The organism is Limnohabitans sp. (assembly GCF_040400975.1).
Lineage (GTDB): Bacteria > Pseudomonadota > Gammaproteobacteria > Burkholderiales > Burkholderiaceae_C > Limnohabitans_A.
Window position 1 is genome coordinate 34,978 of the sequence record NZ_JBBAPF010000022.1, and the last position, 14,469, is coordinate 49,446.

A 14,469-nucleotide genomic window follows, 5' to 3' on the forward strand; every position below is an offset into this window, starting at 1 on the left:
GCATGGCCGCTTATTCAATAGGTTCGCTGACACATTGCAGAGGATGACCCGCCTGTTTGGCAGCATCCAAGACCTGATCCACCTTGGTGGCGGCAACGTCGCGCGAGTAAACGCCGCACACGCCTTTGCCATCCAAATGGATTTTGAGCATGATTTGGGTGGCTGCTTCCCTGTCTTTGCTGAAAAACTCTTGGATGACCATGACGACAAACTCCATCGGCGTGAAATCGTCGTTGAGCATGGCCACTTGGTACATCTGAGGCGGTTCAATTTTTTGGGCACGCCGCTCCAGCACCACCGCATCGCCCCCATCGGGCGTTTGGGGTATCACAGTCGGCAGCGTCGGATTTGGAGGTTTTTTCGTTGCCATGATTTCATTCTATCGATGCTTTCAAGCCCTTTGAGGCTGAGATCAGAAAAGTCTTGATGCACAACGGCCAAAAAACATCGCCCCCGGGAAAACCTCACATTGACAAATTCACCAAGAAATACTCAAACTGATTCATCAGATCAATCACGGAGACAGGGTATGCCCCATGGCACGGTCAAATGGTTCAACGATGCCAAGGGTTTTGGCTTTATCCAACCCGATGGCGGCGGGGCTGACGCCTTCGCCCATTTTTCGGCTATCGAGATGGCGGGTTTCAAATCCCTCAAAGAAGGCCAAAGGGTCAGCTTTGAATTGATCGAGGGTGAAAAAGGATTTTTGGCGATGCGAATTCAAGCCGAAACCACCATACCCAGCAACGACGCCCCATTGCCCATCAGCGATGGTTCAGGGTTCGGCCACAGCTAGGCCAGACTTTGCCGATCATTGCCAAGGTCTCGCTGGTTTCATGATTTATGCTCTGTGGTCAGCCATACTCCACGCTCGTCGCAGCCCATGAATCGCCTCACCTTTTTGCCTCGTATTTTGCCAGCACGGTCTTATTCATTCTTGACGAAATGCTTTGGGTTGTTGATTTGCCTTGGCTGCAGTTCAAGCTTTGCCCAAGGCACACCTCAAATGGGTTTAGAGCGCGCACAACTCATGGCCGGCATGCACCGTTTGGATGTTCAGTTGGCCCAAACACAGGAACAACGCCAAATCGGGTTGATGTGGCGCAAAGACATGCCGCAGCACGAGGGCATGTTGTTTGTTTTTGACCAAGCCAGCACCCAGTGCTTTTGGATGCGCAACACGCTGATCCCGCTCACGGCTGCATTTTTGGAAGACGACGGCACCATCGTCAACCTGGCGGACATGAAACCCTTGAACGACGATTCGCACTGCTCGACCAAACCCGTGCGCTTTGTCCTTGAAATGAACCAAGGCTGGTTTGCCAAGCGACAAATCAAGCCCGGGTTCAAGATGGGTGGATCGGTCTTTGGCAAGCGACCGAACTGAGTTCAAACACCCCAAACCAGGTCAGCGGGGGTCGCTACGCACTGTTTGAGTACCTTGATCATGGGGCTGGCACGCTGAAGCAGCCGAACAGCATCGCGCTCACATTCGAGGGGGGCAAGGTCCACCAGACCCTGTTCTTTGCCGATTTGGGCATCTTGGATGTGCGCGGCTCTAAGGACTTCGTCTTGGGCCACCGCCGATTCCAACTTGGCCAGTACATGTGGCATATCTTGGCTGAGAACAATCCCCTTGATGGGGTCATCTCCCAGCATGATTTTGAGCAGCCTTCGGCCATCGGCCTCCAGCATGATCAAATCGCTGGTGACTTGAGATTTGAATTTGAACAACATGGTTGGCTCCTTGAATCGATTCAGCGGCCCACCATCTCCACACCTTCGTCTTCAACAGCGTCGCCTTGAACCAAGGCCTTGAGTTTATGGCTGGCATGGAAGGTGGCAACACGACGTGCATCAATAGGAATCAATTCTCCGGTGCGAGGGTTGCGACCCGGGCGTGCCGCCTTGGTGCGAATCTGGAAATTGCCGAAACCAGAAATTTTGACCTCGTCTCCGGCCATCAATTGCTCGACCACCAGGTCAAAAAATGCATCCACCATGTCCTTGGACTCACGCTTGTTCAAGCCAATCTGTTCATACAACAAGTCGGCCAAATGGGCTTTGGTCAGTGCTGGGGTTTCAAGAGATTCAAAACTGATTTGCATATGAGGCCTCAAGAACGCAGACGCGCAGAGAACTGCTGCGTCAAAGCCAAGACCACACTTTTCATGACCGTCTCAATTTGAAGGTCGGTCAATGTGGCCTCATCGCTGTGCAAACTCAAGCGCACGGCCAGGCTCTTCTCCCCCACCAACAACCCACCGGCTGACTCGGCCTTCGGTCGGTAAATGTCAAACAGCACCGCATCACGCAGCAAACCCTGAGTAGGCGCTTTGTGGATGGCGGCCATCAATTGGGCATGGGTGACATGATCATTGACGATGACCGCGATGTCTCGCTCCACTGATTGGTGTTTAGCCACCGCTTGCGCCACTGGCAAATAACGGGCCGTGACCGCATCCAACGACAGCTCAAAGACCACGGGCGCGCTGGTCAAATCCCAAGCCTGCCGCCAGCGAGGATGCAACTCGCCCACATGACCCATCAGAACGCCGTCGAGAAGCACCTGAGCCGAGCGGCCGGGGTGCATGGCCGGGTGTTCTGCGGCCACAAATTCGGCTTGACGCGGGGCCAAGAGCTTTTCCACATCGGCCTTGACATCGTAAAAATCGACTTGGCGGGCCTTGCCCTGCCAGCCCAATGGCTGAATCGGGCCCCAAGCCATACCGGCCACATGCATGGGTTGGTCAAAACCTTCCACGGTGGTGTCGCTGTTATGCACCGATGCATTGCGCAAAAACACGCGCCCCAACTCGAACACGCGCACGCGATCGGCTTTACGGTCGGCATTGAACTTGACGACTTGCAGCAGCGAGCCGATCAGACTCGAGCGCATCACGCTCATCTGGCTGGCGATCGGGTTGAGCAGTCGAATGGGGTTGGTATTGCCCGCCAGATCGCGCTCCCAGCTTTCTTCGACAAAGCTGTAATTGATGGTTTCCTGGTAACCCAAAGCGGCAATAGCACGGCGCACGGTGGACGGGCTGCGCTCAGTTTCTGGGCGTACCTTGGAGGTGATGGGGGCCAGCGGAGGGCTAGTGGGCAGGTTGCTGTAGCCCACCATGCGGACCACCTCTTCGATCAGGTCTTCTTCGATCTGAAGATCAAAGCGAAAACTCGGAGGCGTGACGGTGACGGCGCCCTCGCCTTCGGCCACCTGCAGGCCAAGGCCTCGCAGCGCATCGGCACACTGCTTTTGCGTGAGCGGCATGCCGATGACCTTGATCGCACGGGCCACGCGCAGCGTGACGGGCTTGATCAATGGGATGTTCAGCGTCTGGTCGTCGATGGGGCCGACCTTCGTCTCTGGCGTGCCGCATATGTCCAGCACCAACTGGGTGATGCGCTCGATGTGCTCCACCGTCAACTGCGGGTCCACGCCACGTTCAAAGCGGTGACCGGCATCGGTCGAAAAGTTATAGCGGCGCGAACGCCCTGCGATGGCCGTTGGCCACCAGAAAGCCGCTTCAATGTAAATGTTTTGTGTGGCATCGGACACAGCGGTGGAGTCGCCACCCATGATGCCCGCCAAGGACTCGACCTGGCTGTCATCGGCGATCACGCCGACCTTCTCATCCACGGTCACGGTGTTGCCATTCAGCAGTTTGAGCGTCTCGCCAGGCTGACCCCAGCGCACCTGCAGGCCGCCGTGGATCTTATCGAGGTCAAAAATGTGTGAAGGCCGGCCAAACTCGAACATCACGTAATTGGAGATGTCCACCAGCGGACTCACGCTGCGCTGGCCGCAACGAGCGAGACGATCCACCATCCACTTCGGGGTTTGGGCCCGGGTGTTCACGCCCTTGACCACACGACCGCTGAAGCGACCGCACAGGTCTGGGGACTGGACACTCACGGCCAGCTTTTCGAGGATCTGGGTGGCCACAGCGGGAAACGATGGCACCTTCAGTGGCGCATTGGTCAGGGCCGACACTTCACGCGCGATGCCGTACACGCTCAAACAATGCGCCAAATTGGGCGTCAACTTGAGCGTCATCAGGGTGTCGTCCAGATTCAAGTACTGGCGGATGTCTTGACCGATAGGGGCGTCGCCAGGCAACTCCAGCAGACCCCCGTGGTCGTCGGCGATTTTCAGTTCTTTGGCCGAACACAGCATGCCTTGGCTCTCCACGCCGCGCAGCTTCCCGACCTTGATGACAAAAGGCTTGCCGTCTTCGCCGGGTGGCAGCTCGGCGCCCACCAAGGCACAAGGCACGCGGATACCTACGCGGGCATTGGGCGCACCACACACAATGTTCAGCAGGCTGCCCTGCCCCACGTCCACTTGGCACACGCGCAGGCGGTCGGCATTGGGGTGCTGAACGGCTTCCTTGATTTCGCCCACAACAATCTGTGTAAACGGCGGGGCTACGGGCTCGAGCTCTTCCACTTCGAGACCAGCCATGGTCAGGGTATCGGCGAGTTGCTGTGTGGTCAGGGGCGGGTTGCAGAACTCGCGCAACCAGGATTCGGGAAATTGCATGACTCGTGTCTCGGCTTGGAAATTACTGGAACTGATTCAGAAAGCGCACATCGCCGTCAAAGAACAGGCGCAGATCGTTCACGCCGTAACGCAGCATGGTGAAGCGGTCCATGCCCATACCAAAGGCGAAGCCGATGAAGCGTTCGGGGTCGAGGCCCATGTTGCGCACCACGTTCGGGTGCACTTGGCCGGAGCCGCCCACTTCGAGCCAGCGACCGGCCAAGGGACCGCTTTGGAACTGGATGTCGATCTCGGCGCTGGGCTCGGTGAAGGGGAAAAAACTGGGGCGAAAGCGCAACACCAAGTCGTCGCTTTCAAAGAAGGTGCGACAGAAATCGGTGACCACGACCTTGAGGTCTTTGAAGCTCACGTTCTCGCCAATCCAAAGGCCTTCACACTGGTGGAACATGGGCGAGTGGGTCGCATCGCTGTCCACACGGTAGGTGCGGCCCGGCGCAATGACGCGGATCTCAGGCATGCCCTGTCCGGAGTCGAGTTGGTTCTTGTAGCGTTTGACGTGCTGCACCGCATGGCGAATCTGCATCGGGCTGGTGTGCGTGCGCAGCAAATGGCCGCCTTCGACATAGAAGGTGTCGTGCATGGAACGGGCGGGGTGATCTTCGGGCGTGTTGAGCGCTGTGAAGTTGAACCAGTCGGTTTCGATCTCGGGGCCTTGCGCCACTTCAAAGCCCATGGAAGCAAAAATATTCTCTACCCGCTCCAGCGTGAGCGAAACGGGATGCAAGCCTCCTGCATTGACACTGCGACCTGGCAGCGTCACATCCAGCGCTTCTGCCTTGAGTTGGGCTTCCAATTCTGCATCGGCCAAGGCTTGGCGGCGGTCGTTCAGCACAATCTCGATAGATTGCTTGGCGATGTTGATGGCAGCACCACGTGTTTTCTTGTCTTCCACGCTCAGAGCGGCCATACCCTTCATCAGCTCGGTGATGCGACCGGCTTTGCCCAAAAAAAGGGCTTTGGCATTTTCCAGGTCAGCAGGTGTCTGTGCCTGCAAAAAACTCTGGCGGGCAGATTCGACCAGGGTGTCCAGCTCGTTCATGTTGAGAATTCAGTAGATGAAAAAATAAAAAAGGGATTGAAGCTTTTGCGAGCCTCAATCCCTTTGATCGAGTGCGTGGCACCAGCCCAAAGGCCCATGCCACTCATGAACTCAAGCTGCAGCCAATTTGGCCTTGACTTGGTTCACGATGCCAGCAAAAGCGGCCTTGTCGTGCACGGCAATATCTGCCAGCATCTTACGGTCGATTTCAATGGCAGCCTTCTTCAGGCCGTTCGCGAACTGGCTGTAGGTCAGACCGCATTCACGCGCAGCGGCGTTGATACGGGCAATCCACAACTGACGGAACACACGCTTTTTGGTGCGGCGGTCACGGTAGGCGTATTGGCCAGCCTTCATCACCGCCTGTTTGGCGATACGGAAGACGTTGCCGCGGCGACCGCGGAAACCTTTTGCAAGGGCCAAAACTTTCTTGTGACGGGCGCGTGCCGTTACACCACGTTTAACGCGAGGCATATTGATTCTCCTTGTTCGTCAGTGATTACAGGCCAGCCATCGGCAGCATTTGCGCGATGTGACCCATATTGGTCTCATGCACAGACACGGAACCGCGAAGGTGACGCTTGTTTTTGGTGGTCTTCTTAGTCAGGATGTGACGTTTGAAGGCTTGGCCGCGTTTAACGGTTCCACCTGGACGAACACGGAAGCGCTTTTTGGCACTGCTTTTGGTCTTCATCTTGGGCATATTCATGCTCCTTTAATTGTGCTCGTGAGGCGTCTGCAAAAAATTTGCAGCCTTGTTGGCCCCGAGCCACTTTTAACAAAAACAACTCGAAAGCTGCTTTTGACCCAACCCACCGTGAGGCAGGTTAAATTCTTTTAAACCGATTCAGCCGGTGAAGGCGCATCGGTTGATTTGCCGCCGGCAGGCTTTTTACGGCCTGGTGCAATCATCATGACCATCTGACGGCCTTCCAACTTGGGAAACTGCTCGACGATGATGGTATCGGCCAACTCATCACGGATACGATTGAGAAGCGCCAAACCCAATTCTTGGTGTGTGATCTCACGGCCACGGAAACGCAAAGTAATCTTGCACTTGTCCCCATCGGTCAAAAATCGGCGAATGTTGCGCATTTTGATGTTGTAGTCACCATCGTCCGTACCTGGCCTGAATTTGACTTCCTTGATGTCAATGACCGTCTGCTTGGCTTTGGCTTCTGCCGCACGCTTTTGCTCTTGGTACTTGAACTTGCCGTAATCCATCAAACGGCAGACAGGGGGAACGGCGGTGGCGGCAATTTCAACCAAATCCACGTCCATCTCACCCGCAAGGCGCAAGGCTTCAGCCAAAGACAAAATGCCCATGGGCTCATTTTCAGGGCCGGAAACACGGACCTCTGGGGCCATGATTTCACGGTTCAATCGGTGTTTACGTTCTTCGCGTTGGCGACGATCACGAAATTCGGTAGCGATGACTCAATCCTTTACGGAACAAAACTGCGAAAGCAGCCTATCCATCTTTGTGCCCACGGGCCAAAGCTTGTGGCGAAAAAACACCTTCAGGCTTTAGAAGCGATGTCAGCAGCAATGTGTTCAATGAACGCATCGATTGACATCACACCGAGGTCTTTGTTGCCTCGGGCGCGCACTGCGACGGTACCTGCTGCCTTTTCTTTGTCGCCAGCGACAAGGATATAAGGCAGCTTTTGCAACGAATGCTCGCGTATTTTATACGTGATTTTCTCGTTACGCAGATCCAAATCGACCCTAAGGCCTTGATTTGACACTGATTTTTGCAGTTTTGCAGCGATTTCACGACAGTAGTCGGCCTGTGCATCGGTGATGTTGAGCACTGAAATCTGCACAGGAGCCAACCAAGTGGGCAAGGCCCCTGCATGCTGCTCGATCAAAATACCGATGAAACGCTCCATGCTGCCCACGATGGCGCGGTGCAAAATGACCGGACGCTGGCGCGATCCGTCTTCGGCCACGTACTCTGCATCGAGGCGTTCAGACAAATTGAAGTCCACCTGGATGGTGCCGCACTGCCACTCACGGCCAATCGCGTCTTTCAAGGTGTATTCAATCTTGGGTCCATAAAAAGCACCGTCCCCTTCGGAAATCACGAAATCACATCCGGAGTGACGCAAACTGTCCATCAATGCTTTTTCGGCTTTGTCCCATAACTCATCTGAGCCAATTCGCGCAGCAGGTCGGGTAGAAACCTTGTACAGGATGTCATTGAAACCGAAATCGGCGTAAACTTTTTTGAGGACTTTGGTGAAGTCATCGCACTCGGGCAAGATTTGGTTTTCAGTGCAAAAAATGTGGCCATCGTCCTGGGTGAAACCGCGCACACGCATGATGCCGTGCAAACCACCAGAGGGTTCGTTTCGGTGGCACTGGCCAAATTCGCCATAACGCAATGGCAGGTCGCGGTAGCTCTTCATGCCTTGCTTGAAGATCAAGATGTGTCCTGGGCAATTCATCGGTTTCAAAGCGTAATCACGCTTTTCCGACTCGGTGGTGAACATGTTGTCGCGGTACTTGTCCCAGTGGCCCGTTTTCTCCCAGAGGGTCTTGTCAAGCAATTGGGGGCCCTTGACCTCCTGGTAGCCACTGTTGCGGTAAACCTGGCGCATGTACTGCTCCACGGTTTGCCAAACGGTCCAGCCTTTGGGATGCCAAAAAACCAAGCCTGGCGCGTGTTCATCGATGTGGAACAAGTCCAGCTCGCGGCCCAATTTGCGATGGTCACGCTTTTCGGCTTCTTCTAGACGCGTCAAATAAAGTTGCAAATCTTCTTTGCTGGCCCAAGCTGTGCCATAAACACGCTGCAACATTTCGTTTTTGCTATCCCCTCGCCAATAAGCGCCGGCCACCTTCATCAACTTGAAGTATTTGAGCTTTCCGGTGCTGGGTACGTGGGGACCACGACAAAGGTCTTCAAAATCACCTTCGCGGTACAGACTGACCTGCTCGCCCGCTGGAATCGAGCCGATGATTTCGGCCTTGTAATGCTCACCCATGGCTTTGAAATAGGCCACAGCTTCGTCACGGGGCAGAACCCGACGCACCACAAGCTCATCTTTAGCGGCCAATTCGGCCATTCTCTTTTCAATTGAAAGCAAATCTTCGGGCGTGAAAGGCCTTGAATAGGAAAAATCGTAATAGAACCCGTTATCGATCACAGGCCCAATCGTGACCTGAGCATCCGGAAACAGGCTTTTGACCGCATAGGCCAACAAGTGGGCCGAAGAGTGGCGAATCAGCTCCAAGCCTTCCGGATCCTTGGCCGTGATGATGGCAAGCCTGGCATTGGCAGACATGGAAAAACTGGTGTCAACCAATTGACCATCGACTTTGCCGCCCAAAGCTGCTTTAGCCAAGCCTGCTCCGATAGAAGCCGCAACCTCTGCAACCGTGACCGGACCTGGAAACTCTCGCAATGAGCCATCAGGAAGCGTAATTTGAACCATGTGTATAAAAAAGCGCGGCCAATGACAACGCAAAGTGAAATGATCAACAAGCTTTAATTTTCACACAATTAAAAGTACGATCAAAAGAACAGACTAGATCTCAGTTGCAGCACCAAAATACTCTGGCTTCAATCCTTTGATCGAGGAGGACGTCAGCCCATTGTCGGCATGCTTGGTTTAAGATAACGGTCTTCTTTTTCATCCTGTAAAAAAGCACCACGATGACCACGCCAACAGCACGACCCAAAATCATTTACACATTGACCGACGAAGCCCCATTGCTGGCCACTGCGGCTTTTTTGCCGGTCATCCGCTCTTTCACAAAACCTGCTGGCATTGATGTACAAACCAGCGATATTTCAGTGGCTGCGCGAATACTGGGTGAATTTTCCGACATGTTGCCTGTGGAACAGCGTGCACCCAACAACTTGGCAGAATTGGGCAAGTTGACCCTCAAATCAGATGCCAACATCATCAAATTGCCCAACATCAGTGCTTCGGTTGGCCAGTTGACTGCGGCCATCAAAGAGTTGCAAGAAAAGGGGTATGCTTTGCCCAACTACCCTGATGCGCCGAAAACAGACGAAGAAAAAGCCATCAAAGCACGTTATTCCAAGTGCATTGGTTCCGCCGTTAACCCCGTCTTGCGGGAAGGCAATTCAGACCGCCGAGCGCCCCGCGCGGTCAAAGAGTTTGCTCGTAAAAACCCACACAGCATGGCCGAGTGGAGCCAAGCTTCCCGTTCGCACGTCTCGCACATGCATGCGGGTGACTTTTACCATGGCGAAAAGTCCATGACCTTGGATCGTCCACGCGAAGTGAAGATGGAGCTGATCACTCAAAGCGGCAAGACCATTGTTCTCAAAGAACGAGTTGCTTTGCTTGACCGTGAAGTGATCGACAGCATGTTCATGAGCAAGAAAGCCTTGCTTGAGTTTTACGAAAAAGAAATTGAAGACGCCCACGCCACTGGGGTAATGTTTTCGCTTCATGTCAAAGCCACCATGATGAAGGTCTCGCACCCCATCGTGTTCGGTCACTGCGTCAAGATTTTTTACAAAGACGCTTTTGCCAAACATGGCGCTTTGTTCAAAGAGCTGGGCGTGAACGTCAACAACGGCATGGCCGATCTCTATGCCAAAGTGGCCACTTTGCCGCAGTCCAAACAAGACGAAATCAAGCGCGATCTGCACGCTTGCCACGAAGGCCGTCCAGAACTAGCCATGGTGGACTCGGCCAAGGGCATCACCAACTTCCACTCACCCAACGATGTGATTGTGGATGCCTCCATGCCCGCCATGATCCGCAATGGCGGCAAGATGTGGGGCGCCGACGGCCGCTTGAAAGACGTCAAGGCGGTGATGCCCGAATCGACCTTCGCGCGTATCTACCAAGAGATGATCAACTTCTGCAAATGGCACGGCGCTTTCGACCCTAAAACCATGGGCACGGTGCCCAACGTGGGCCTGATGGCGCAGCAAGCCGAAGAGTACGGATCACACGACAAGACTTTTGAAATCCAAGAAGACGGCGTGGCCAACATCACCGACATCAACACCGGCGAAGTGCTGCTGAGCCAGAACGTCGAGACCGGGGACATCTGGCGCATGTGCCAAGTCAAGGACGCTGCGATCCGCGACTGGGTGAAACTGGCCGTGACCCGCGCACGCAACTCCGGCATGCCCGTGGTGTTCTGGCTCGACCAGTACCGCCCGCACGAAGCTCAGCTGATCACCAAAGTGAAGATGTATCTGCACGAGCACAACACGGCTGGTTTGGAAATTCAGATCATGAGCCAGGTTCGTGCGATGCGTTACACACTGGAACGTGTGGTGCGCGGCTTTGACACCATCAGCGCCACCGGCAACATCTTGCGCGACTACCTGACCGACCTGTTCCCCATCATGGAACTGGGCACCTCGGCCAAGATGCTGTCCATCGTCCCTTTGATGGCGGGCGGCGGCATGTACGAAACCGGTGCGGGCGGCTCTGCCCCCAAACACGTTCAGCAGCTGGTCGAAGAGAACCATTTGCGTTGGGACTCGCTGGGTGAATTCCTGGCACTGGCCGTATCGCTGGAGGACCTGGGCCTCAAAACCAGCAACAAAAAAGCTGGCGTTTTGGCAAAAACCTTGGATGCAGCCACAGGTAAGCTCTTGGACAACAACAAGAACCCTTCACCCAAAACGGGTCAACTTGACAACCGCGGCAGTCAGTTTTACTTGGCCATGTACTGGGCGCAAGAGTTGGCCGCTCAAACCGACGATGCTGATTTGGCCAAGCATTTTGAGTCTTTGGCCAAAACCCTCACAGCACAAGAAAAAACCATCGTTGGCGAGTTTCAGGCTGTGCAAGGCAAGCCTGTGGACATTGGTGGTTACTACTTCCCCTCACCTGAGAAGTTGCAAGTCATCATGTGCCCGAGCAAAACCTTCAACGAAGCACTCAAGACCATTTGAGACCAGCCAACGACCTCAACTCAGCTTGAGCGCCTGACGGAAAAAAAGCCACCGCGAGGTGGCTTTTTTGTGAGCGGATAGCGCCTGCCCGAAGGCCGGTCCATGGACCGATCAGTGAAACTGCTCCTCTTCGGTCGAGCCGGTCAGGGCCTTCACGCTGGAGGAGCCACCCTGGATCACGGTGGTCACGTCGTCGAAGTAGCCTGCGCCGACTTCTTGCTGGTGCGACACGAAGGTGTAACCCTTGTCGCGAGCCGCAAATTCAGGCTCTTGCACCATGTTGACGTAGTGTTTCATGCCTTCGCCGTTGGCGTAAGCGTGTGCGAACTGGAAGGTGTTGTACCAGTTGATGTGGATACCCGCCAAGGTGATGAACTGGTACTTGTAACCCAATGCAGAAAGGTCTTCTTGGAAAGAAGCGATCTGGTTGTCGTTGAGGTTTTTCTTCCAGTTGAACGATGGCGAGCAGTTGTAAGACAAGAGCTTGCCGGGACAAGCGGCGTGAACAGCTTGTGCGAATTCGCGAGCGAAGCCAATGTCAGGCACGCCGGTTTCGCACCACACCAAATCAGCGTAGGGAGCGTAGGCCACGCCACGGCTGATGGCTTGTTCCAGACCGTTTTTGACGCGGTAAAAGCCTTCTTGGGTGCGCTCACCGGTCAAGAAGGGCTTGTCGTTGGCGTCGTGGTCTGAGGTGATCAGGTTGGCGGCTTCGGCATCGGTACGGGCCAAGACGATGGTAGACGTCCCCATGACGTCTGCCGCGAAACGTGCCGAAATCAATTTCTCGCAAGCTTCTTGGGTCGGAACCAAGACTTTGCCGCCCATGTGACCGCATTTCTTCACTGCTGCCAATTGATCTTCAAAGTGCACGCCAGCCGCGCCGGCGGCGATCATGTTCTTCATCAGTTCGAAGGCGTTCAATACGCCACCGAAGCCGGCTTCAGCGTCGGCCACGATAGGCAAGAAATAATCGATGAAATCTTTGTCACCGGGGTTGATGCCACGAGCCCACTGGATTTCGTCGGCGCGCTTGAAGGTGTTGTTGATGCGGCGAACCATGGTGGGCACCGAGTCGTAGGCATAGAGCGACTGGTCGGGGTACATGGTCTCAGAGGTGTTGCCGTCTGCGGCGACTTGCCAGCCCGACAGGTACACCGCTTCCAAGCCGGCTTTGGCTTGTTGCATGGCTTGACCCGCAGAGATCGCGCCGAATGAGTTGACATAGCCTTTTTTGGCACCGCCGTTGACTTTTTCCCACAGCTTTTCTGCACCACGCTTGGCCAATGTGTGCTCAATGGCCATGCTGCCACGCAAGCGCACGACGTCGGCTGCGGAATAGCCGCGCTTGACGCCCTTCCAACGGGGATTGGTCGCCCAGTCTTTTTCAAGCGCAGCAATTTGCTGTTCACGGCTCATTTGTGTGTTGTTTGAAGACATAAAAAAAACTCCTCTAGTCAAGTTGAAATCAGACGACTGTTGCAGGCTTTTCTGCGGTGCCGATGTCGTGATCTTAACTCTTATATAAGACTGAAATTTTATCTTGTGTCTTATATAAGACTTATTTTTACTTGTTAAAAATCAATGACTTAGACAGCATTTACCACATTACAAAACAAAAAACTGCATTAAGAACAAACACAGGGGTAAGCGATCGGCATTTTTTTTGCATTGCAAAAAATACAAACAAATCATGAAACAAAGAAAGAATCGTCGTGTGTGGCGATCACCATGGGCATCCGCAAAAAATAGAGATCGAGAACCAATCTCGTCGAAAGACATGAGCCAAAAATCCATAAAGAGACGAAATCAGGAACAACACCTAGATAAAAATGATTTTTTCACTTGGAAACTGTCACTTTCTCAATTAGCATCGCATTAGCTGTAAACACACCGTTTATCAGCGGCGAACCCACTTCCGACCAAAGGAAATTCATCATGGCAACTGCGAAGAAATCCCCGGCTAAAAAAGCTGCAGCACCCGCTAAAAAAGCAGCACCGGCAACCAAGGCTGCTCCAGCCAAAAAGGCGGCAGCACCTGCTAAAAAAGTAGCTGCCAAAGCGCCTGCTAAAAAAGCAGCTCCAGCTACCAAACGCACCCCCAATCCCGCTTTCATGAAAGCATTGACCCCAAGCGCTGCCTTAGCTGCTGTGGTGGGCGCAACACCACTGCCACGCACCGAAGTGGTCAAGAAGATGTGGGTGTACATCAAGAAGAACAACCTGCAAGACAGCGTGAACCGCCGTGCGATCAACGCCGACGACAAACTCAAGGCTGTGTTTGGCAAGGCTCAGGTCACCATGTTTGAAATGGCTGGCTTGATCGGCAAGCACCTGAAGTAATTCAGCCAAGCCCCTAACAAAAAACCCGCCTTGGCGGGTTTTTTGTTGGGCATTTGAGCATCCTCAGATGAACAAGCCAAAAGCCAGCGAGCGAACGGTCACTGCCTCGCTTGCTTGGCCAAAGCCGCTTGCGTGATGGCGCTCAAAGTGCCACGTGTAGTGATCACCTCGGGGTCAAGAATCACTTCAATCAGAGTGCCTTGAGGCCGTGCCATCGCCGCCAACAACGCCGCCTCAAAATCTTCGGTGTGATCAATCCGCACGCCCACATAACCATAAGCTTGCGCCAAAGCTGCAAAATCGGGATTTTGCAGCTTTGACCCGGCAACATGATCTGGGTACTCACGCTCTTGGTGCATGCGAATGGTCCCGTACATGCCGTTGTTGAGCAAAACAATGATGCTTTTCCCGCCATGCTGAACAGCAGTGGCCAGCTCTTGACCATTCATCAGGAAGTCACCATCCCCAGCGATGGTGAATGCAAGTCGCCCAGTCAACAAATTGGCCGCAATACCCGCAGGAACCCCATAACCCATGGCGCCCACGGTGGGTGCCAATTGGGTCTTATGGCCTTTGACCAAACCATGGTGTTGGTAAAAGCGGTGCATCCAACTGGCAAAG

General features: G+C 54.2%; 15 protein-coding genes. 4 read left to right on the plus strand and 11 right to left on the minus strand.

What is annotated here, in order from left to right; all coding sequences use genetic code 11:
* Positions 1 to 10: 10 nt before the first annotated feature.
* The gene (clpS, locus tag ABWQ00_RS12360; protein WP_353238981.1) at positions 11 to 370 is read right to left on the minus strand and encodes an ATP-dependent Clp protease adapter ClpS; all 360 of its coding nucleotides are present in this window, start codon (positions 368 to 370) and stop codon (positions 11 to 13) included.
* A 159-nt stretch (positions 371 to 529) separates the two neighbouring features.
* On the opposite strand from clpS, the gene ABWQ00_RS12365 reads away from it, so the two are divergent.
* Both ABWQ00_RS12365 and ABWQ00_RS12370 read left to right on the plus strand, forming a co-directional pair.
* Positions 530 to 796 (plus strand): cold-shock protein, encoded by a 267-nt coding sequence (locus tag ABWQ00_RS12365; protein WP_353238982.1) that lies wholly within the window; start codon positions 530 to 532, stop codon positions 794 to 796.
* Positions 797 to 883: 87 nt separating this feature from the next.
* Positions 884 to 1,387 (plus strand): DUF192 domain-containing protein, encoded by a 504-nt coding sequence (locus tag ABWQ00_RS12370; protein WP_353238983.1) that lies wholly within the window; start codon positions 884 to 886, stop codon positions 1,385 to 1,387.
* A 2-nt stretch (positions 1,388 to 1,389) separates the two neighbouring features.
* Here ABWQ00_RS12370 and ABWQ00_RS12375 read toward each other — a convergent pair whose 3' ends face one another.
* The 8 genes from ABWQ00_RS12375 to thrS all read right to left on the minus strand — a co-directional run bounded on the left by ABWQ00_RS12375 (position 1,390) and on the right by thrS (position 9,046).
* Complete coding sequence (locus tag ABWQ00_RS12375) at positions 1,390 to 1,737, minus strand: DUF1840 domain-containing protein (RefSeq protein ID WP_353238984.1); 348 nt, start codon at positions 1,735 to 1,737, stop codon at positions 1,390 to 1,392.
* A 20-nt stretch (positions 1,738 to 1,757) separates the two neighbouring features.
* Positions 1,758 to 2,108, minus strand: coding sequence for an integration host factor subunit alpha (locus ABWQ00_RS12380; protein WP_353238985.1), 351 nt, complete (start codon positions 2,106 to 2,108; stop codon positions 1,758 to 1,760).
* An 8-nt stretch (positions 2,109 to 2,116) separates the two neighbouring features.
* On the minus strand, positions 2,117 to 4,546 hold the full coding sequence (gene pheT / locus ABWQ00_RS12385; RefSeq protein ID WP_353238986.1) for a phenylalanine--tRNA ligase subunit beta: 2,430 nt from the start codon (positions 4,544 to 4,546) through the stop codon (positions 2,117 to 2,119).
* A gap of 22 nt (positions 4,547 to 4,568) precedes the next feature.
* Positions 4,569 to 5,606: a phenylalanine--tRNA ligase subunit alpha gene (gene pheS / locus ABWQ00_RS12390; RefSeq protein ID WP_353238987.1), complete on the minus strand. Its 1,038-nt coding sequence runs from the start codon at positions 5,604 to 5,606 to the stop codon at positions 4,569 to 4,571.
* Between the two features lie 111 nt (positions 5,607 to 5,717).
* The gene (gene rplT / locus ABWQ00_RS12395; RefSeq protein WP_026036460.1) at positions 5,718 to 6,080 is read right to left on the minus strand and encodes a 50S ribosomal protein L20; all 363 of its coding nucleotides are present in this window, start codon (positions 6,078 to 6,080) and stop codon (positions 5,718 to 5,720) included.
* A 25-nt stretch (positions 6,081 to 6,105) separates the two neighbouring features.
* The gene (rpmI, locus tag ABWQ00_RS12400) at positions 6,106 to 6,309 is read right to left on the minus strand and encodes a 50S ribosomal protein L35 (RefSeq protein WP_026039701.1); all 204 of its coding nucleotides are present in this window, start codon (positions 6,307 to 6,309) and stop codon (positions 6,106 to 6,108) included.
* Positions 6,310 to 6,443: 134 nt separating this feature from the next.
* Positions 6,444 to 7,040 carry a translation initiation factor IF-3 gene (infC, locus tag ABWQ00_RS12405; protein ID WP_353238993.1) on the minus strand — a complete coding sequence of 199 codons (597 nt, stop codon included), beginning with the start codon at positions 7,038 to 7,040 and terminating at the stop codon, positions 6,444 to 6,446.
* An 86-nt stretch (positions 7,041 to 7,126) separates the two neighbouring features.
* Positions 7,127 to 9,046 carry a threonine--tRNA ligase gene (gene thrS, locus ABWQ00_RS12410; RefSeq protein WP_353238988.1) on the minus strand — a complete coding sequence of 640 codons (1,920 nt, stop codon included), beginning with the start codon at positions 9,044 to 9,046 and terminating at the stop codon, positions 7,127 to 7,129.
* Between the two features lie 221 nt (positions 9,047 to 9,267).
* On the opposite strand from thrS, the gene ABWQ00_RS12415 reads away from it, so the two are divergent.
* Positions 9,268 to 11,505 carry an NADP-dependent isocitrate dehydrogenase gene (locus tag ABWQ00_RS12415; protein ID WP_353238989.1) on the plus strand — a complete coding sequence of 746 codons (2,238 nt, stop codon included), beginning with the start codon at positions 9,268 to 9,270 and terminating at the stop codon, positions 11,503 to 11,505.
* Positions 11,506 to 11,616: 111 nt separating this feature from the next.
* Here the strand turns inward: ABWQ00_RS12415 and aceA are convergent, their stop codons facing one another.
* Positions 11,617 to 12,945 (minus strand): isocitrate lyase, encoded by a 1,329-nt coding sequence (gene aceA / locus ABWQ00_RS12420; RefSeq protein ID WP_353238990.1) that lies wholly within the window; start codon positions 12,943 to 12,945, stop codon positions 11,617 to 11,619.
* Positions 12,946 to 13,443: 498 nt separating this feature from the next.
* On the opposite strand from aceA, the gene ABWQ00_RS12425 reads away from it, so the two are divergent.
* On the plus strand, positions 13,444 to 13,848 hold the full coding sequence (locus tag ABWQ00_RS12425) for an SWIB/MDM2 domain-containing protein (RefSeq protein ID WP_353238994.1): 405 nt from the start codon (positions 13,444 to 13,446) through the stop codon (positions 13,846 to 13,848).
* Between the two features lie 98 nt (positions 13,849 to 13,946).
* Here the strand turns inward: ABWQ00_RS12425 and ABWQ00_RS12430 are convergent.
* A partial coding sequence (locus tag ABWQ00_RS12430; protein ID WP_353238991.1) for a thiamine pyrophosphate-dependent enzyme occupies positions 13,947 to 14,469 on the minus strand: 523 nt, incomplete at its 5' end.

Bases quoted from the DNA above. Each gene is read 5' to 3' on its own strand.
- ABWQ00_RS12415 (WP_353238989.1), top strand. From the start codon at position 9,268: ATGACCACGCCAACAGCACGACCCAAAATCATTTACACATTGACCGAC.
- pheS (WP_353238987.1), bottom strand. From the start codon at position 5,606: ATGAACGAGCTGGACACCCTGGTCGAATCTGCCCGCCAGAGTTTTTTG.
- ABWQ00_RS12380 (WP_353238985.1), bottom strand. From the start codon at position 2,108: ATGCAAATCAGTTTTGAATCTCTTGAAACCCCAGCACTGACCAAAGCC.
- rplT (WP_026036460.1), bottom strand. From the start codon at position 6,080: ATGCCTCGCGTTAAACGTGGTGTAACGGCACGCGCCCGTCACAAGAAA.
- thrS (WP_353238988.1), bottom strand. From the start codon at position 9,046: ATGGTTCAAATTACGCTTCCTGATGGCTCATTGCGAGAGTTTCCAGGT.
- ABWQ00_RS12425 (WP_353238994.1), top strand. From the start codon at position 13,444: ATGGCAACTGCGAAGAAATCCCCGGCTAAAAAAGCTGCAGCACCCGCT.
- aceA (WP_353238990.1), bottom strand. From the start codon at position 12,945: ATGTCTTCAAACAACACACAAATGAGCCGTGAACAGCAAATTGCTGCG.
- ABWQ00_RS12375 (WP_353238984.1), bottom strand. From the start codon at position 1,737: ATGTTGTTCAAATTCAAATCTCAAGTCACCAGCGATTTGATCATGCTG.
- rpmI (WP_026039701.1), bottom strand. From the start codon at position 6,309: ATGCCCAAGATGAAGACCAAAAGCAGTGCCAAAAAGCGCTTCCGTGTT.
- pheT (WP_353238986.1), bottom strand. From the start codon at position 4,546: ATGCAATTTCCCGAATCCTGGTTGCGCGAGTTCTGCAACCCGCCCCTG.
- clpS (WP_353238981.1), bottom strand. From the start codon at position 370: ATGGCAACGAAAAAACCTCCAAATCCGACGCTGCCGACTGTGATACCC.
- ABWQ00_RS12370 (WP_353238983.1), top strand. From the start codon at position 884: ATGAATCGCCTCACCTTTTTGCCTCGTATTTTGCCAGCACGGTCTTAT.
- ABWQ00_RS12365 (WP_353238982.1), top strand. From the start codon at position 530: ATGCCCCATGGCACGGTCAAATGGTTCAACGATGCCAAGGGTTTTGGC.